The sequence below is a fragment of the Thalassospira lucentensis genome, from assembly GCF_001613805.1.
Taxonomy (GTDB): domain Bacteria; phylum Pseudomonadota; class Alphaproteobacteria; order Rhodospirillales; family Thalassospiraceae; genus Thalassospira; species Thalassospira lucentensis_A.
The window spans coordinates 25,066-44,747 of the sequence record NZ_LPVY01000004.1; the positions used below are offsets into that span (position 1 = coordinate 25,066).

General features: G+C 55.7%; 13 protein-coding genes and 2 tRNA genes. 7 read left to right on the top strand and 8 right to left on the bottom strand.

Features of this window, described 5'->3' with window-relative positions; all coding sequences use genetic code 11:
- Window positions 1-199: 199 nt before the first annotated feature.
- Entirely contained in the window at window positions 200-2,875 is a 2,676-nt protein-coding gene (locus AUP42_RS04780; protein WP_062949445.1) for a cation-translocating P-type ATPase, read from the top strand.
- Between the two features lie 93 nt (window positions 2,876-2,968).
- Here the strand turns inward: AUP42_RS04780 and AUP42_RS04785 are convergent, their stop codons facing one another.
- Window positions 2,969-3,955 (bottom strand): 2-hydroxyacid dehydrogenase, encoded by a 987-nt coding sequence (locus tag AUP42_RS04785; RefSeq protein WP_062949447.1) that lies wholly within the window; start codon window positions 3,953-3,955, stop codon window positions 2,969-2,971.
- A gap of 202 nt (window positions 3,956-4,157) precedes the next feature.
- Between AUP42_RS04785 and AUP42_RS04790 the strand changes: the two genes are divergently transcribed.
- Entirely contained in the window at window positions 4,158-4,670 is a 513-nt protein-coding gene (locus AUP42_RS04790) for an SH3 domain-containing protein (protein ID WP_062949449.1), read from the top strand.
- Between the two features lie 40 nt (window positions 4,671-4,710).
- Here the strand turns inward: AUP42_RS04790 and AUP42_RS04795 are convergent, their stop codons facing one another.
- Complete coding sequence (locus AUP42_RS04795) at window positions 4,711-5,778, bottom strand: hypothetical protein (RefSeq protein ID WP_062949451.1); 1,068 nt, start codon at window positions 5,776-5,778, stop codon at window positions 4,711-4,713.
- A 169-nt stretch (window positions 5,779-5,947) separates the two neighbouring features.
- Window positions 5,948-7,345, bottom strand: coding sequence for a class I SAM-dependent RNA methyltransferase (locus tag AUP42_RS04800; RefSeq protein WP_062949456.1), 1,398 nt, complete (start codon window positions 7,343-7,345; stop codon window positions 5,948-5,950).
- A 409-nt stretch (window positions 7,346-7,754) separates the two neighbouring features.
- Between AUP42_RS04800 and AUP42_RS04805 the strand changes: the two genes are divergently transcribed.
- Window positions 7,755-10,352, top strand: a complete 2,598-nt coding sequence (locus tag AUP42_RS04805) for an EAL domain-containing protein (protein ID WP_062949458.1) — start codon at window positions 7,755-7,757, stop codon at window positions 10,350-10,352.
- 72 nt (window positions 10,353-10,424) lie between these two features.
- On the opposite strand, the gene mgtE is transcribed toward AUP42_RS04805, so the two are convergent.
- The 3 genes from mgtE to AUP42_RS04820 form a co-directional block, all read right to left on the bottom strand.
- Window positions 10,425-11,831, bottom strand: coding sequence for a magnesium transporter (gene mgtE, locus AUP42_RS04810; protein ID WP_062949460.1), 1,407 nt, complete (start codon window positions 11,829-11,831; stop codon window positions 10,425-10,427).
- Window positions 11,832-11,974: 143 nt separating this feature from the next.
- The gene (locus AUP42_RS04815) at window positions 11,975-14,266 is read right to left on the bottom strand and encodes an NADP-dependent malic enzyme (protein ID WP_062949462.1); all 2,292 of its coding nucleotides are present in this window, start codon (window positions 14,264-14,266) and stop codon (window positions 11,975-11,977) included.
- A 307-nt stretch (window positions 14,267-14,573) separates the two neighbouring features.
- Window positions 14,574-14,660 (bottom strand) — tRNA-Leu (locus AUP42_RS04820).
- 117 nt (window positions 14,661-14,777) lie between these two features.
- Here AUP42_RS04820 and lipB point away from each other — a divergent pair.
- The 3 genes from lipB (at window position 14,778) to AUP42_RS04840 (ending at window position 17,341) form a co-directional block, all read left to right on the top strand.
- Entirely contained in the window at window positions 14,778-15,443 is a 666-nt protein-coding gene (gene lipB / locus AUP42_RS04825) for a lipoyl(octanoyl) transferase LipB (RefSeq protein ID WP_062949464.1), read from the top strand.
- Window positions 15,436-16,455 (top strand): diguanylate cyclase, encoded by a 1,020-nt coding sequence (locus tag AUP42_RS04830; RefSeq protein WP_062949466.1) that lies wholly within the window; start codon window positions 15,436-15,438, stop codon window positions 16,453-16,455. The genes lipB and AUP42_RS04830 overlap by 8 nt, the downstream gene beginning before the upstream one ends.
- 346 nt (window positions 16,456-16,801) lie before the next feature.
- Window positions 16,802-17,341: a hypothetical protein gene (locus tag AUP42_RS04840; RefSeq protein ID WP_062949470.1), complete on the top strand. Its 540-nt coding sequence runs from the start codon at window positions 16,802-16,804 to the stop codon at window positions 17,339-17,341.
- Between the two features lie 290 nt (window positions 17,342-17,631).
- On the opposite strand, the gene AUP42_RS04850 is transcribed toward AUP42_RS04840, so the two are convergent.
- Together AUP42_RS04850 and AUP42_RS04855 are read right to left on the bottom strand one after the other, a co-directional pair.
- Entirely contained in the window at window positions 17,632-18,000 is a 369-nt protein-coding gene (locus AUP42_RS04850) for a DUF4169 family protein (RefSeq protein WP_062949472.1), read from the bottom strand.
- 110 nt (window positions 18,001-18,110) lie between these two features.
- Window positions 18,111-19,232 carry a hypothetical protein gene (locus tag AUP42_RS04855; RefSeq protein WP_062949475.1) on the bottom strand — a complete coding sequence of 374 codons (1,122 nt, stop codon included), beginning with the start codon at window positions 19,230-19,232 and terminating at the stop codon, window positions 18,111-18,113.
- A 335-nt stretch (window positions 19,233-19,567) separates the two neighbouring features.
- Here AUP42_RS04855 and AUP42_RS04860 point away from each other — a divergent pair.
- Window positions 19,568-19,644: transfer RNA gene (locus AUP42_RS04860), tRNA-Arg, on the top strand.
- Window positions 19,645-19,682: the final 38 nt, after the last annotated feature.

The window sequence follows — 19,682 nt, forward strand, 5'->3', positions numbered from 1 at the left end:
ACTGATACCCAAGCTGCTGATAAATTGAAATGCTTTGAGTACGGATTTAATCCGCCTCCCTGTCAGAAGCTGTCAGGAGGATACTGCACCATCAAATCAGGTGACCTCAAATGGCCGGTTGCTTGACCGGTCACTGATTTAGTGACCTAGTTTGCTGGTGCCTGCCCGTCTGCTCGTTGCTGGTTGCAAAGGTTTCTGCATGTCCGATCATCATATTCAGCCATTACCGGAAATCCTTGCACATCTGAATGTTTCCCCCGAGATCGGCCTTTCGGAAACGGACGCCACAGAACGCCGGAAGAAATACGGCAGGAACAGCCTTGAGGACCAGAAGCACGTCTCTTTCTGGACCATCCTGATCCGGCAATTTGTGGGGCTGATTGTCTATATGCTGGCCGGTGCCGCGGCCCTTTCATTTTATTTCGGCGACCTGACCGAGGGCATTGCCATCGTCGTGGTGCTGATCATCAATGCAGCCATCGGCTTTACATCCGAATTCAGGGCCATCCGTTCGATGGAGGCATTGCTAAAGCTTTCAAGTGTTCACGCCAAGGTAAGGCGGGATGGGCAAATCCACGTGCTGGAGGCCCGCGACATCGTACCGGGCGATATTGTTATCTTTGAAGCGGGCGACATTATTCCGGCTGATATCCGTTTGATAGAATGCAGCAACCTGCAGGCAGATGAATCTGCTTTGACAGGGGAATCCGTTCCGACGGACAAAACCATCAACCTGCCCGATGATGCCAGAACCGATGAAAACCTGCCGCTTGGTGATCGCACGAATATGGTGTTCAAGGGCACAGCCATCAGCCGCGGGGACGGATCGGGTGTCTGTGTTGCCACCGGAATGACAACCGAACTTGGTCATATCGCGGCGATGACCGAAATGGCAGAAGCCGAAACATCACCGCTTGAAAAACGTCTTGATACGCTGGCTGGTCATCTTATCTGGGCCACTTTGGGACTGACCATATGCATCGCCATTGTCGGCATTTATGTCGGCAAAGACATGGTGATGATGCTCAAGACCGGTATCGCCCTTGCGATTGCCGCCGTCCCAGAAGGATTGCCGATTGTTGCAACGGTTGCCCTTGCCCGCGGGATGTGGCGGATGGCGAAACGCAATGCCCTGATCAAGAACCTGTCAGCCGTTGAAACGCTGGGTGCGACCACGGTTATCATGACCGATAAAACCGGAACGCTTACCGAAAACCGGATGACGGTCGTGGCCCTCAGGACCTCGGAAAACGAAGTTGATTTTACGTCATCTCCTGGCGCATTGCTGGCAGCAAACAGCCCGGAAGAACTGGCCATACGGATTGCCGTTTTGTGCAACGATGCAATTCTGCTGCCATCCGGCAGCACGGAAAAGCATATTGGCGACCCGATGGAACTGGCCCTGCTTGAAGTCGCCCGGAATGCAGGCATTGACCAGACAGAACAACAAGCCAGATACCCCGAAATCGCCAAAGAAGCTTTCAGCGCGCAGACCCGCATGATGGCAACCTTTCATCGCGATCAAAATAACCCCGATACCCTGTTTGTTGCGATCAAGGGCGCACCCGAAGCCGTCATAAAAAACAGCACCGGCTTCCTTGAAAATCATGGCTCGCGTGAAATGGACGAAAAAGCCCGGCGGCGCTGGTCGGATTTAAGCAATGACATGACGCAAAAGGGCTTGCGCGTTCTTGCTCTCGCCATGAAAAATGCCCCTGCGGTCGATACGCCCCCCTATCAGGATCTGATCCTGATTGGCCTGATCGCCCTTCTTGATCCCCCGCGAGAAGATGTTCCTGCCGCAATACAGGCCTGTCATGCGGCGGGGGTTCGGGTCATCATGGTAACGGGCGATCATATCGGCACCGCCAGAAATATTGCGACGCAAGTCGGACTTTGCGATGCAACGGCATCCGGGCTTGAAGGCAGGATGCTTCAGGCAACCGACCTGACACAGAAAACAGAACGTGACCGCATTCTTGCCACCCCCGTTTTTGCAAGGGTCAGCCCCGAAGCAAAATTAAATCTGGTTTCCCTTCACCAGCAGGCAGGTGCCATTGTTGCCATGACTGGCGATGGCGTTAACGATGCCCCCGCGCTTAAAAAAGCCGATATCGGCATCGCAATGGGCAAAAGAGGCACAGACGTCGCCCGCGAAGCCGCAGACATGGTTCTGCGTGACGATGCCTTCCCGTCAATCGTAACCGCGATGCATCAGGGAAGGGTTATTTTTGCCAATATACGCACCTTTGTGCTGTATCTGATGTCATGCAATCTCAGCGAGATACTCGTGATCGGCCTTGCCGTGCCAAGCGGTCTTCCCTTACCGCTTCTGCCGTTGCAGATTTTGTATCTTAACCTTGTAACGGACGTGTTTCCGGCTTTCGCACTTGGTATTGGCGAAGGAGACCGGCATGTGATGAACCAGCCCCCACGCGATCCCAAAACACCGGTTCTGACCAAACAGGATTGGGGCGGCATTCTTTTTTACGGCGCATTGATTACGGTCGGAGTACTTGGTGCTTTCGCCATGGCACTGCATGTTTTCAACCTTGGGGATCAGGAAGCTTTGTCGGTATCATTCCTGACACTTGCAACCGCACAGTTGCTGCATGTTTTCAACATGCGTGCCCGATCTTCCGGCTGGATTTTCAACGATGTTACCCGCAACCCTTTCATCTGGATTGCCTTGGGAATTTGCGTGCTCCTGATCGGGTTGACGCTTTATGTTCCCGCACTGTCCCGGCTGCTCATGATTGCACCGCCAAGCGGCACGGGATGGCTTCTGGTGATCGGGGGAAGTCTGGTACCGCTGGTTATCGGGCAGGCCGCGAAAATATTCACCAAACCGGCAAAGCAACCTGTGTCGTCTTAAGGCCAATCACCCTACGAAACGCAATGTGCCGGATAACATTACCCGGCACATCAATTCCACCACAGGTATCGCCAAAGGATATATATCAGGTCCTTACAGAAGCCCTTCAATCACCCGATCCGGCGGCGTGTGACCATCAACAAAGGTCTTGATATTGATCAGGACCTTTTCGCCCATATCAACACGCCCCTCAATGGTGGCCGACCCCATATGCGGCAGCAAAACAGCGTTCTGCAGCTCAAGCAATTTCGGGTTCACTGCCGGTTCATGTTCGAACACGTCAAGCCCGGCCCCGGCGATCTCGCGATCAGCCAGCATTCGGGTCAGTGCCGGTTCGTCAACAATCTCGCCACGCGCCGTGTTGACCAGAATGGCATGCGGCTGCATCAGTTTAAGGCGACGGGCCGACAGTAAATGATAGGTTGCCGGGGTGTGCGGGCAGTTGACCGACACGATATCAACATGCGCCAGCATCTGATCCAGGCTTTCCCACCAGGTCGCATCCAGTTCCGCCTCGGTATCGGGATGAACACGACGGCGGTTATGGTAATGCACCGACAGGCCAAAACCTTTGGCACGGCGCGCCAATGCCCGGCCGATGCGCCCCATGCCAACAATGCCAAGCCGCTTGCCCCAGATACGATGCCCCAGCATGGATGTTGGCGCCCAGCCGCTCCATTCGCCGCTGCGGATCATGCGTTCACCTTCGGCCACGCGACGCGATACCGCAAGAATCAGCGCCATCGTCATGTCGGCGGTGTCTTCGGTCAGGACATCGGGTGTGTTGGTCACGGTGATGCCGCGCGACCGTGCGGTTTGCAGATCGACATGGTCAACACCCGTCCCGAAATTGGCGATCAGGCGCAAATTCGGCCCCGCATGGGCAAGCACGGCGGAATCGATCCGGTCGGTTACCGTCGGGACAAGGACATCTGCCTGTTTGACCGCTTCGATCAGTTCGGGCTTGGACATCGGCACATCGTCGATGTTCAGGCGCGCATCAAACAGTTCCATCATGCGGGTTTCAATCGCTTCCGGCAGTTTGCGGGTCACGATGACGAGCGGTTTTTTCTTGGTCATCTGCCGTTCCTATGCGGTCTTTTAACTCTTTTGCTGACAAGATGGGTTTCATGCGCCAAATGCGCTCTTGCCGCAATGCAGTGATGCCACGGCACAGGGTATTAAAGCAAGAATTTTGACGTCATTTTTGTAATTTTATTTCTTAAAGACTGAGGTTAGCCGATTTCCGGCAGCAGAAGAAAGAGCAGGGAAAACCGTCACAATGCCGCGGATCAGCCGTAAATTCCTTCATACTTTTATCGCCATGATGATCCTTGGCAGCCTTGGCGCGCCGATTGTCGCCAGCGCACAGGAGTCAGGTCTGCCGATCCCGCGCTTTGTTGCGTTGCGATCAGATAAGGTTCACCTGCGATCCGGACCCGGTCTGCGATATCCAAAGGTCTGGATTTATCAGCGCCGCAACATGCCGATGGAAGTGATTTCGGAATTTGACACCTGGCGCAAGGTTCGCGACTGGGAAGGCAGCGAAGGATGGGTACATCAAAGCCTTTTGCTTGGATCGCGCCATGTGATTGTTACCGCCGATACCATCACGCTTTATTCCGCAGCCGATGAAAATGCGCGCAAGATCGCCCTGATTTCCAATTCCGTCATCGGCAAGATCGAAACCTGCCCGCGTTCTGTTGACTGGTGCCAGTTACAGTTTGGCGACTTCGAGGGATGGGCACCGCGACAGGGTTACTGGGGCATCTATGACGGGGAATATATCGAATAGAGGTCTTTTTAGGTCTCTGTCAGGGGCAAGGACAAGAACATCAGGCTTCTATCGATACACGCGATCCACTGGTTCCACTCGCACCACCTGCCCCGCCGCCTGATGAAGCCCCGCCAATTCCCGTGCCACTACCGTTGCTGTCATAGCCACCAAACCCGGTGGATAGAGGCGGATTACTGGTATTTGTTCGCGCATCCGGCGTGAAGTATTCCGTATCATCCCGGTCAAACGGATCCGCATTTGGATCATAGGCAAACGGATCATCCCGTTCGGTAACAGGTTCTGGCCGCGGTTCTGGCAGGCTGATGCCCCCAACGGTCACGGTCTGGTCCTGCAACCGTGCGGATACCTCACCAAGATAGCCCTGGAATGCCTCTATAATTCCTGACCGTGCCTGATCGGTGATGTTTGGCTCGGCGGCGGCAAGCTGCGCCTGCAGGATATTATCCCCCGCGACCTGCGAAACGCGGCTGCGATCTGCGGCACCGGCAATGCTTTGACGATCCGCCTGTAATGACAGTTCCCGGCTGGAAAGCGCTTCCTGCGCGGCATCGACAAGATCACGCGCATTCGAAACTGCCGCATCATCCGAAACATCAATGGCGGATAAGCCGGTGGCCAGTCCCTCGGTACCAGATGCAAACAGTTCGACATTCAGGCGATCACTGGATGTCGTGCCGGACCCGATCTGCAATTCAATTGTTCGGTCACTAATAAGCAGATCTTGACCATCGTAATTGCTGCTGGCCGCAATATCGTCGATCTGTTCGAGATAATCCTGAATCTGTGATGAAATAAATGCGCGCTCTGTCCGCGAAAGCGATGAATTGTTTTCAACGCTGGTGACCAGCGTATCAATCTCATCAAGAACGGAACCGATCCGCGAAAGATCGTTGGCAGCGACATCAAGAAGATCATCTGCGCGCCCAAGTGATCCGCGCAAATCCTGCGATGCCGAACTGCTATGACGCAGGGCATCATTGCTGCGGCTGGTATTCTGGGAAGTACTGCTTTGGATGCTGTCGACGGACGCAAGCAGACGGTTCTGCGGCGCAATCGCGCGCGCGGTGTCAGTATAGACCGGATAGGGACTACCAACTGCCTGCAATGCCGTTTCCGCACAAACAAGCCGGTTATGCAGCTACATGCCGCGTCCCGGTCCGAACCACAATGGTTCAAATCCGGGCAGCCCATCCTGGAAGTCCGGCGGAAAAACCAGACACAAGTATAGCGTATTTGAGGTTAAATATTAAACCAAAACAAGCAACTGAAGAAGTTTACGACAAAGCCGACTTCGGGCGATGCAAAACAGCAAACAATTCAAGATGCGATGACCATAAAAACTGGTCTACCGGCACCACCTGTTTCAGCTCATAGCCACCATTGCGCAACACCCTGATATCACGCGAAAAAGTTGCCGGATTGCAGGATACCGCAATCAGCCATTCCGGCCCGTCGACAGCAAGATACTCGCACTGCGCCAACGCCCCTGCCCGCGGCGGATCAAACAGCACCAGATCAAGCCCCGAAAGATCGGATTTATCCAGCGGCCGCCGGAACAGATCGCGTTCGACAACCTTGATCGGACTCGACGATTGCCCCACCGTATACTGCAGGCTGCGCACGGCACGTGGATCACTCTCGACCGCCACGACATTGCGTCGATCCCCGCCGAGTGCCAGCGCAAAGGTAAAGCTGCCAATGCCGCAAAACAGATCGGCAACATGGCGGGCCGGAATGCGTTGCAAGGCCGTCTTGATGGCATTGACAAGCGATGCCTCGCCACTTTGCGTCGCCTGAAGGAAACCACCGGGTGGAACCGGGACATCAATCCCCTCGAATGCAACGGTCGGCGTACGGCGTGCGGCAACCGGCTCATCATTTGCGTCGCCGACTTTCCAGCTTAGCCTTGCCAGATCAAGATTTTCGGCAAACTCGGCCAGATCCTGCCGCATATCGAGCCCCGGCTCGACCCCCGCATGTATCACCACATCAAGGCCATTATCGGCACGGGTCGCAAACACTTCCTTGATCGTCTTGGCAGCATCCGGATCACATTTGCCAAGAAAGGTTTCAAAGGCATCACGAAACGCCATCAGGTCCGGATGCAAAACCGCGCAGTCGGTAATGTTGACAACAGTATGGCTGAACCGGCCATGGAAACCAACATGAACACCGGTTGCCCCCACATGAACCGCAAAACCGGCCCGGCGGCGACTTGCCGGCGGCGAAATTTCGACTGCCCCCACCAGTTCCTCTGCCTCGTCGGGATCAATTCCGGCACGCTGAACTGCGATAATTGCCTTCTGGCGCTTCCAGTCGCGATAACTGTCATCATCAAGATGCTGCAACGCACATCCGCCGCAGCTTTCATAATGGCTGCACCGCGGGGCACTGGCAGGCGTACTGCGCGCGATCAGTTCGACCAGCTCCGCACCATACCCGTCACCGCGTTTTTGGCGCAGCGCCACACGCACTTCATCCCCAGGCAGCACGCAATCGACATAGGCGATGATACTGGAACCATCCGGCCCCGTGATGCTTGCAATACCATCACCCCGCGCACCGATTTCACGGATAGTCGTCGTCGCCTCAAACCCGATCAACGGATCGCGACGCGGCGCGGACTTACGACGCCCACCGCGGGCACGTGGATTACGGTGATGATGTTTCATGAACTCTCTCTTTGGATCGATATTTCTCAGCACCGTGCGGGATGGCGCTTCGGGCATCGACATACACCAGATATGCTATGGCGAACAGACCCGCACAATGCATGGCTGCCCAAAGGCCGGAAATCCGCCTTTCGCTCCGGCAAGTGACCTGCCGGTCAGTTGAAATTTGGCTTTTATTGTCTTTTGCGCACGCTCAAACCCTTAAAATCGTGTAAGAATGCCCCCATAAACAGCGTAGTGGATTAATCTGGGGGCCACAAAGCGCGGTGAGGCTATTTTCGATAATCACAAGAACGCCGTCCCGTCAGTGCAATCATTGTGACAGTTGCCCATAGGAGCAATCTGTCCCTTGCGGTCGAGACGCAGAATAATATCACGGTCCGCCATAACCGTGAGACTTGGGGAAGACATGGAAGACGATAACCGGCCAACTGAAGAAACAGCAACCGAGCGCAAAACCGGCATTCGCAAGCAGGCCCTTCTTGCCAGCTTCATGACCGCTGTGCTGCTGGCACTCTCGACCTTCCTGCTCTGGAGCAACGCGCTTCAGAACCGCGATACAATGCTGCTGTCGTCTGCCCGGATCATGTCTCTTAGCATCGCACGGCAGGTCAAACAGATCGTCGATAACAATCTGCATGTGCTGGAAACTTTCGCCGATAACTGGCAGGACGGTGCACCGACGGAAGAACGCGATTATCTGAGCCTCGCCACCCCACTGCAGGCCCGCTTCCCTGCCCTTCAGGCCGTAAACTGGGTCACGCCCAATTACATCATCATGTATGTCGCCCCGATCAAGGGGAATGTTCCGGCAATGGGTGCGGACCTTAAACGCCATCCGCTTGCCGGTCCGGTTCTTGATATCGCACTTGATCAGCGCCGCACACAGATCACCCCGACCCTTGAATTGCTGCAGGGTGGTCGCGGCTTTGCCGTCTATACCCCCGTACTCAGCCGGGATGGGCAGATCATTGGCGTGATCAACGGTGTTGTGCGCATCCGGACCATGTTGACATCGGTTATCGATGACGAGGGTATCATCGGTTATTCGGTCCGTGTCCGCGAAGGCGATACCGTCTTGTTTGACCTTCAGGGCGAAGGTGATGATCCCAGGCTGGAACAGACTACCGCCGTCGACATTGCCGGTCGCCAGTGGCATGTTGATGTCACGGCTGATCCGGCCCTCGCAAATCAGGCCATGTTCAGCCCGGAAATGGTTCTGTTTATCGGGGCGGTCATCACGATCATCATGACCATCGTGGTCTTTGTTCTTGCCAATCGGCAACCGCGATCCTCGGGCCGCATTATCCATCACATGCGTGCTCCTGATGATATCAGCGACCTGTCGCTTGCCATCACGCGACTGGACGGTCATCTGAAATCCATGACACCCGAAACCGCAGATTTCTTTGACCTGCGTGAAGAAGACTACGGTTTCATACGGTTCTATAATCTGGCGCCGGAATTCCAGTCCGACGGCACCGCATCACGCCGGGCACAGGAAAAGATGTTATTGGCACTCAGCCGCGGTGACGAGGAAATCCGCCGCGAATGGGTGGTTCGCAGCGCCGAGGGCGTCCATGTCGTTTGCGATCTGTCCATGCGTCCGTCGGTCAATCATGACGATTGCGTGGATATCACCCTGCATCACAATCCGGCGGCCAACGCATCGGTCAATCGCCTGCGCTATCTGGCAACGCATGACCCGATGACCGGCCTTCCCAACCGGGCCCTTTTTGACGACAGGCTTAACCAGGCCGTCGCCCACGCCAAACGCTATGAAAAACTTCTGGCTGTTCTGGTCGTTGATATCGACAATTTCCGTGCCATCAATGACCGGTTTGGTTCCGATATCGGGGATGAAACACTGCGCACCGTTTCTGGCCGTCTGCGGGCGACCGTTCGGGAAAAGGATAGCTGTGCGCGTTTTTCCGGCGATATGTTTGCCGTGATCGCAACCGATCTGTCCGAGGCCGAAGGTGCCGCCCTTGTCGCGGAACGGATCGTCGAAGCCATGTCCCAGCCAATTCAGGCGGGTGGCAACGATGAAATCCGCCTGCATGTCAGTGTCGGGGTTGCCCTTTATCCCAACGATGCACGGGCACCGTCACAATTGCTGGCAAATGCGGATGCCGCGATGTACCGCGCACAAAAATCCGCGGAATCGTCCTATTGCTTCTTTGTGGAAACGATGAACAGCGTCATGCATGCGCGCCTGTCGATGGAAACGCAGTTGCGCCGTGCAGTCGATGAAAAACGCTTTATTCTGGAATTCCAGCCGCGCTATCGCACGTCGGACAGGACACTAACCGGGTTCGAAGCTTTGCTGCGCTGGATTGATGAAAGCGGCAAACGACGTCTGCCGCCCGATTTCATTGCCGTTGCTGATCGCACGGGCCTGCTCTCCCCATTGGGGCGCTGGATCATTGAAACGGTCTGCAAACAGATCGCGCAATGGCGGGATGATGGCTACATCCCGGTTCCGGTCGCATTGAACGTATCAAGCCGCCAGTTCATTCAGGCAGACTTGCTCAAAAGCATTGTCGAATTCACCAAGGCGCACGAAATCGATCCCGCGATGATCGAAATAGAAGTATCCGAAGAAATTGCGATGCGCGACCCGGAACGGGCACTTGGTCAGTTCTATCGCTTTGCGGAGGCGGGCATTGGTCTGACGCTGGATCATTTTGCCGCGGCCAATACTTCGCTCAGATATCTGAAACGGTTCCCGGTGCAGCGGATCAAATTGTCCAAGGCATTGTTTAATATCGCCCTTGATGAACAACCCGAAAACAGCATCCTGCAACCGGCCATCCGGCTGTGCAAAAGCCTTAACCGCAAGGTGGTTGCTGTCGGGGTCGAAACCGAGGACCAGCTTGCCGTCCTGCAATCCGCCGATTGTGATGAATTACAGGGCTTCCTGCTGTCGCCGCCAGTCGATGCGATTGAAACGACCGCACTGCTCAGCCATCAGAACCCGACGGACAAATCACCATCGCGAAGCTGAATTTCGCGGACTTTCGGGATAAACCACAAACAATAGGGCCGGGTCAGATATCCGGCCTTTTTTTTCACGTTGTTACAGCAGGAAGGTCGCCGCCAATCCCAGGAAGGCAAAGAAGCCAACCACATCGGTAATCGTCGTCAGAAATACCGATGAAGACACGGCCGGATCAATCCCGGCCCGCTCCAGGCCAAGCGGGATCAATGCGCCAAACAATCCCGCAAACAGCAGATTGATGATCATGGCAGCCCCGATCACGGCACCCAGCAAACCACTATCAAACCAGAACCATGTCACGGCCCCGGTCAACACGGCAAACGCGAGCCCGTTCAGGCCGCACACGGCGACTTCCTTGCGAATGACACGCCAGGCGTTGGTGCTGGTCAGTTCACGCGTGGCAATCGCGCGTACGGCAACTGTCAGGGTCTGGGTCCCGGCATTGCCCCCCATCGAGGCCACAATCGGCATCAGAACCGCCAGCGCAACAAGCTGCTGGATGGTTCCCTCAAACACGCCAATGACCATCGACGCTGCAATCGCGGTAAAAAGATTGACCAGCAACCAGGTAAAACGGGATCGCGTCGTATCAAGAATCGCGCTTGAAAGGTCGTCTTCCTCGCCAACACCAGCAAGGCGCATCATGTCTTCTTCGTATTCTTCATCGATAACGTCAACCACGTCATCGACCGTGATCACACCGACCAACCGACCGCTATCGTCAACAACCGGCGCCGAAATAAGGTCGCGCTGACGGAACAGATGGGCGACATTTTCCTGTTCCTCGGTCACGACGACCGTGCGCATGTTCTCAGAATCCATGACATCACGGATCAGAACCGGGCGGTTCGTGCGGATAGCCCGTGAAAGCGGCACAATCCCGACCGGGCTGTAGCGCGGATCAACCACGATGATGTCATAAAAGTCATCCGGCAGATTTTTCGCCGAACGCAGGAAATCGATGGTCTGGCCGACCGACCAGTAATCCGGAATCGCCACCAGCTCGCGCTGCATGATACGGCCGGCGGTATATTCCGGATAGGACAGCGCTTCTTCAACGCGCGCACGTTCGATATCGGAAAGGGCCCCCAGAAGTTCTTTCTGGTCCTCTTCTTCCAGATATTCGACAACCTCGACCACGTCATCCGAATCGAGTTCAGAAATCGCTTCGGCCACCGCCTCGGTACCGAGCAGCGAAATGACCTCTTCGCGCAACTCATCATCAAGTTCGGTCAGAAGTTCCGGATCAAAATCCGGACGGATCAGATCGACCAGCTTGACGCGCTGGCTGCTGCTGGCCCACCCCAGAAGATCGGCAATATCGGCAAAGTGAAGTTCGGAAATCAGTTCTTCGGCGCGCGATACATCATCGTCGCCCAGTGCATCAAGAATCTCGCGCGCATATTCAGGAGTAAGATCGACATACTCGTCACCAGACGACGTATTTTCCGCCGGACGTTCCAGTTCTTCGACCTGATCCGTCATCTGCCCCTCCCCTGATTGTGTTGCGCGCTAAGTCCGTTCCTGCACTTCAATTAAAAATGCCGTGCCGGACCAGTTGTCCGGCACGGCTGTTTCTGCGCTATCGCTCAGGCCCGGTCAAGGGCCGCGCGATAGCAATGTGCGGTTTAATTGTGTTCCTGACTGCGATTGATGGCATCCACCACGGCAATCGCACTCATATTAACAATCCCACGCACCGTGATCGACGGACTGACCACGTGGGCCGGCTTGGCCGCACCGACCAGAATCGGACCAACCGGCAAACCATCGCCCAGCATTTTGACCATGTTGTACGAGATATTCGCCGCATCAAGCGTCGGCATCACCAGAAGGTTTGCCGAGCCTTTCAGCATCGAATTCGGGAAAATGCGGGACCGGATTTCTTCGGAAATCGCGGCATCGGCATGCATTTCACCCTCAACCTCGAGATCCGGTGCCAGGGTACGGATCAGCTGCAACGCATCGCGCATCTTGCAGGCCGATTTGTTTTCATGGCTGCCAAAGTTCGAATGCGAAATCAAGGCTGCCTTCGGCGTGATCCCGAAACGTTTGACCACGTCGGCGGCCATGATCGCGGTTTCCGCAACATGTTCCGGCGTCGGATCAACCGACACATAGGTATCGGTCAGGAAGAAGGTCCCCTGCTTCATGATCATCATATTGACGGTCGAGAAGTCGGTAACCCCTTTCTGCACGCCAACAAGGTTCCGCACATAGCGCAGATGACGCAGGAAACCACCCTGGCAACCGCACAACATCGCATCCACCTCGCCGCGACGAAGCATCAGGGCGGCAATCACGGTCGGCCGGGTCCGCACGATGGAACGCGCATATTCCGGGTTGATACCGCGACGGCCCATGATGTTGTGGAAATCCTGCCAATCCTGTTCGAAATGCGGATTGTCTTCCGGATCATGGATTTCAACCTGCTCGTCCGGGATCAGGCGCAGGCCAAGTTCGGCAATGCGTTCAAGGATCACATCACGACGACCGATCAGAACCGGATGGCACACACCGTCATCGACCAGAACCTGACAGGCCTGCAGAACACGGCGCGATTCGCCTTCGGGATAGACAACGCGTTTCTTGTGCGCGCGTGCCATATCAAAGACCGGCTTCATCACCAGACCGGACCGGAAGACAAAGCCTTCAAGCTGCTGACGATACGCGTCGAAATCCGTGATCGGCCGTTTGGCAACGCCACTATCCATCGCGGCTTTTGCCACGCGTGGCGGGATTTCAAGCATTAAGCGCGGATCAAACGGCTTCGGAATAAGGTATTCCGGGCCGAAACGCAGCTCCTGCCCGCCATAGGCCGCGGCCACAATGTCGGAAACCTCGGCAGTTGCCAGATCGGCAATCGCTTCGACCGCGGCGATTTTCATTTCCTCGTTGATCTCGGTCGCACCAACGTCAAGCGCACCGCGGAACAGGAACGGGAAACAAAGAACGTTGTTAACCTGGTTCGGGTAATCCGTACGGCCAGTCGCCATCACGGCATCCGGGCGAATTTCCTTGACCAGTTCGGGTGACACTTCCGGGGTCGGGTTGGCCAGCGCCATGATGATCGGGCGTTCGCCCATCTTGCGCAGTTCTTCCTCGCCCATAATGTTCGGCGCCGAAAGACCAAGGAACACATCGGCCCCTTCGATCACGTCATTCAGGGTCCGTGCATTGGTATCGATGGCATATTCCGCTTTCCACGGATCCATCTCTTCCTTGCGTCCCTTGTAAACAACACCGAACCGGTCGGTTACGGTAATGTTTTCACGCGGCATGCCCATGGAAACCAGAAGGTTCAAACACGCAAGTGCCGCAGCCCCGGCACCCGATGCAACAAGGCGCACCTTGCTGATATCCTTGCCAACAACCCGAAGCCCGTTGCGCACTGCTGCGGCAACGCAAATCGCCGTACCATGCTGGTCATCGTGGAAGATCGGAATGTTGCAGCGTTCGCGCAATGCCTTCTCGATAATGAAGCATTCCGGTGCCTTAATGTCTTCCAGGTTAACACCGCCAAATGTCGGCTCAAGTGCCGCAACGATATCGATGAATTTCTGCGGGTCGGTCTCGTTTACTTCAAGGTCGAAGACATCGATATTGGCGAATTTCTTGAACAGAACCGCCTTGCCTTCCATCACCGGCTTGGATGCCAGCGGACCAATCGGGCCAAGACCCAGAACCGCCGTACCATTGGAAATCACGCCAACCAGATTGCCGCGCGCGGTATATTCGGCAGCGGTTTCTGGGTCTTTGACGATTTCCTCACAGGCGAACGCAACACCCGGCGAATAGGCCAGCGCAAGGTCACGCTGGTTTGCAAGCGTCGTGGTTGCCGTAACGGACAGCTTCCCCGGGGTGGGATACCGGTGATAGTCCAAAGCCGCTTCGCGCAGCTTGTCATTTCTGTTTGCCATAAGAATACCTTTTAATTTCAGGTATTTGAGCCAAATTAACCTTAAATTGGTTAAATCCTGATTATTTTGTCTTTAAGTGGGGCGCACAGCGTAGAGCACTTTCAAGCCGGTTTGAAGCATTCAGTTCAAAGAACCACCCAAACACGACAAAGGTCAGCATTGCATAATTTTCAACGCCACACCGCAACTTTCCACGTTCCCGATCCGATAGCGGTCCCGTTTCATATGGGGATCATCAGAAACGAAAAAACCCGCCATCTCTGGCGGGTTCTTTTCGTGAGCCTTCCCGAAGGAAAGATCCAGATAATGGTGCGGTCGAGAAGACTCGAACTTCCACGGGGGTTAGCCCACAGCGACCTCAACGCTGCGCGTCTACCAATTCCGCCACGACCGCATATGTCTTGTCTGCAAACCCATGAGGTAATTTTGCGGGCTTGCCTTGGTGCGGAAAGGGAGATAGCAAAAAGGTTACCCCTGATCAAGGGCTCATTTCACTTATTTGACAGGAAAAATGCAAACCATCGCCCCTGCCGCGCAAATTCCCGACTGGCGCACCGCCTCCGGGTTGGTTTCCTACCCCGAAGCACTGGCCGAAATGGAAGCACGCGCCGAAGCCATCCATGAAGGCAAAGCCACGGAACTCGTATGGTTTCTGGAACATCCGCCGCTATATACGGCCGGAACCAGCGCGCATGCCGAAGATCTTGTCGATCCGGATCGCTTCCCCGTCTATGACGCGGGACGCGGCGGCCAATATACCTATCACGGCCCCGGACAGCGCACTGTTTACCTGATGCTGGACCTCAAAAGGCGCGGTCGGGACGTTCGGGCCTATGTCCATAACCTTGAAGAATGGGTGATTCGCACGCTGGCACTGCTTGGCGTTGCCGGCGAACGCCGTGATGGCCGGGTCGGAATATGGGTTACCCGTGAAGGCGGACGCGAAGATAAAATCGCCGCCATCGGTGTGCGGGTACGACGCTGGGTCACGTTCCACGGCATTGCAATCAATGTGAACCCCGATCTGTCGCACTTTGGCGGGATTGTTCCCTGCGGTATTTCCGATCACGGCGTCACCAGCCTTGCCGATCTTGGCGTCGATATTTCTATGGCGGAACTCGATAGACTGTTAAAACAGACTTTTGTCGAAGTGTTCCCCGGATTCGCAGATGAGTGACAGCCCGAAAAAGGTTGCCAAAAACAGCAAAGCCAAACCGGGCAATTCCCGGAAGATGGGCGAAAGCATCGCCGAAGTCGGTATGGCCGACGCGGAACGCGATATTCTGGCAGAACTCGACAAGGCGTTAAGCGAGCATATCTCGCTTCTGCTGGGATGGAGCCGTCGCCTTACCCTGCCTGCTGGCAAGACTGGTCCAGCCCCCCTTCATGACCACAGCGATGATCACGATTGCGACTTCGGGGCATGGTATGCGCTTAATCGCCACAACAGGCTCATAGACCAGCCTGCGATGCATGCGCTTGCCGCCACTCATGAACAGCTTCACGCGTCCGCCAGACGGCTTCTGGAAGGCCACGAGATCGACGGCGATGTCGACGAAGCCGAATTTGAAATGCTGTCACTGCGCGCCGAATCGTTTTTTGCGCAGCTTCGCCGCCTTGAACGTGCGTTCCGGACGGCGCGCTCCGATGTTGATCCGTTGACGGGGACCTACAACCGGCAAACCATGCTGGGCGATCTTGGCACCGAACGCGAACGCGCGGTGCGAACCGATACACCAACCGCAATTGCCCTGGTCGATCTGGATCATTTCAAGGCGGTCAACGATACCCACGGCCATCAGGCCGGTGATCTGGTTTTGCAATCGGTTGCCGGTATCTTGCAATCCCATGTCCGCCCGTTCGACAAGGTCTATCGGTATGGTGGTGAAGAATTCCTGATTTGCCTGCCAAATGCCGATATGAAGCAATGCGCACGTGTCCTTGAACGCCTGCGTCGCGTCATCGAAGCATCCCCGGTTACGCTTAATGACGGCACGATTCTGCCTGTCACCGCCTCCATCGGGGCCGCCCCGATGACGAAAACCCGCACCATCGAACAGATCATCGAAAAGGCCGATCAGGCCCTTTATGCCGCCAAGGAAGGCGGGCGGAACAAGGTCCGAGTCTGGCGCAATCCCGATGGTGAAAAAGACACCGGCAAGCCCGACAAATCAAAATCCCGCGACTGAACCCGACACGCCTTTGCGTTTTCCAGCGCAGGAAAGGCCCCTTGTCGCGGGGAATAGCCCAGACCACCCACAATATCGAAAATGTGATCGACTTCCCAACCAGCATCAAATCGCCGGCACTTCACAAAATTTTCCATATTTTTCATCGGCTAACGCGTAACCCGTGGCAAAAATCCGTCCGGGAAACAAAAAATTCTACTAAAGCGCAATCTTGTCTTCACAAGATGGAAACATATCTGCAAACTATAATAATAAAAGGCAGCAGGGTTCCGGCGACGGACCTGAAAACGAGAGAGAGAAGCTGCCAATGGGAGGGAATTCGGTTCGGACAGAACGGAGGCTCCTGATGTCCACTGCGACTGATTTCGTGCCTGGCGATCCCGCCTTGATGTTGACGGTACTACGCGGTGCCGAAGGCAACCTTGACCAAAGCGTCCTTCTTGAACGCATTTTATCCCTGTTTTGCACGGATGATGATGGCAACCAGATCATTGTCGAAGACACGCCCGATCTTAGGCGGCGGATCAGCATAGCAATTTCACATTTGAAAATTGCTGGTCTGGTCCACACCGAAACGGATGGCAGCCTGTCCATCACGTCTCTTGGCCGTGCCATGATGATGGCCTATCCAATGGGCATTGATGACGGGGTATTGTGTTCGCTACCGGCATTCCGTAATCAGATTTACGACACCAATGCGCCGGTTGTGCATGAACGCCATCTCCCCAATCCTGCTTATGGATCGGGCTTTTCGGCGGGACTGGGTTCCCATCGTCTGACCGAAAACCCCTATCCATCAGACAGCCGCGACCATGAAGACTGGCTGATGGGCTGGGACGAGGCCCTTGACCAAAGCAAACGCGAAGCCGAAACGCTCGTAAGCTAGGGGACCATCCCGGACGCCCAAGGCGATCCGGCATGAAAGATTTGCGGACCGGCACCATTTGGGGGAACCAGGGCGGTGCCGGAATTGACCAAACCGGTATCAATCCGGTCGGCCCGGATGCCCGTCCGATGGCCACTGACTTGCCCGCCGACTGTGTCCGGGTACGCATCCGTACCGCCACAGCCAACAGCCGGGCAACGTACCCTCGTCACCCTGTTTTCCCGATAATACGATGCTTGTGATGTTATCGCGCGACAAGGCGAATCAACCCGGCCACGGTGTCGCCATTTCTAGTCGTTGTCGGGTTTGGAATTCGGATTGGCTGCCCGAAAGAATGAAACCACATTATCCGTATCGGACGACGCGGCATCGGAAGCACCGGCACCGTCATCGGCGCGCTCACTATCACCGGCATCTTCGCCGCGCTTGGCCGCTTCGATGTTATCGTCCGTTCCATGGGGCTTGGTATCATCGGCGGGCGACACGGCACCTCGATAATGGCCGTCATGCTGCCTGTCGGCCTTGCGGTCCTCGGCGTCCTTTTTCGTACGCTCGCCCCGCGTGCGGCCATGCAGGGCCCGATTGGCATCGGCCTGCCTTTCCTTGGCACTGCGTTTCTTCTGCTTGCGCACCTGCCGCAGATTGACAAGATCGCCCATGCGAACGTCCCCTTTCATCCCGGTCCAAAATGACAAACGGGCACCCCGATTGATCAGGGCACCCGCCTAGAAGCTTGGCAAACCGTTGATAAAACCTGCCTCAATCCGTCTTAGCGGACGAAGACGTGGACCTCGTTGGCCGAAACCGAGGCACTGGTCGCATCAGAAACACGAACACGCGCGCTGGGCATTCCCATATCTGTCAGGGAACGCAGAACCGACTGTGCATTGCGTTTTGATTTGTTGCTGTTCAGCGCAACCTGCGCCGGGGTCCCGCGATTCGGCGTTACCGCAACAACATCAAAGCTGGCCTGCGGGCGGCGCTCCAGAACGCGGTTGACCGCGTTATAAAGCGCCTGCTCGTATTTCACGCTCGGGCTGTCGAAACGGATAACGACCAGCGGACGATCGCTGGTCGATGCCATGCTGCTACCGGCGGATGCCGGTGCAGCCTGCGACTGGAAGACACGCTTGGAAAGCGCGTCACCGAAAATCTCGCCATTCTTGACAGCCAGCGCCAGCGCATTGAGGTTCGCACGCTCGTTGCTGACATAAGACGTCTGACGGGCAAGGCCTTCGCTGATTTCATTGAGAAGACGATCAATCAGCACTGTGGTGCGGTTGGTTTCGTCTTCCAGCAGCGCGAGCTGACGGTGATCTTCGTCAACCGCGCCGGAAACCTGATAGGCAGACCGGACAGATTCCAGAAGGAAAGTCGACAGCGTCGAATCAGCGGCCACTTTATTGGCCAGCGAATTCATCGCTGCGATATCGTCATTCACACGATCAAGTTCCTGCTGTGCAGTATTCCACTGCTGCACCAGAACCGGGTTGCCCGGCGTGGTACCAACCTGAAGCCGCGCGCTGATCGCTGCCACAGTCCCGTGATAGGCCTGCGAGTTGCGAACGGTCTGCGCACGAAGCTGCTGCAATTCGTTGCTGTGGTCACTCAGCGCCGATTTCAGGCGATTGAGTTCGGCCTGCATGTTTTCGACCTTGGACCCGACAAAGGTCCCGGTCTGCGACATGCCGGTCAACGGTTGAGAGCTGCGCGCAACATCAGTCGACGTCGTAGCATCTGCCCCGCTTGTATCGGCCATTGCGGCCGAGTTTTCAGTGCCGGCATTCTCTTCGCCAGCCAAAGTCGGCCAAAGGGCCTCTGAAGAAAAAGAACATCCCCCCAGCAAAAGGGCGGCGCCGATTACGGCGAGGTAGGTTTTACGAACGGCCATTTCGATCTATTACCTAAGTAGGAATAAGCGAATCTCCCTGGGCCTGCTTTTTTATGAATTGAAACAAGCCCCTGCTCCCCCGGGATTGAATGCATCTTAGTCCACGACCACTTGTGGAACAAGACGCATTTGCCCCTTTTTTAGCCATAGTTTGTCATATCCGTGTCAAACGCAACAAACCGGGGCAGAACAAGGCCCTAGCAGCGTGAAAAAACCTGCTCTCGGAAAAAATACGGTTTTTTGAAATTTACCGCTTGCAATGCCCCGCTCGTTTGCATAAGTTCCGCTCCGCCGACGGGGAGCACCAAACGCAAACCGGCGGAAACCAAGGCAAAGCGCCCGTAGCTCAGCTGGATAGAGCATCTGACTACGAATCAGAAGGCCGGAGGTTCGAATCCTTCCGGGCGCGCCATTCAAAGGCTCGACGTTAACGCGTCGGGCCTTTGCCAT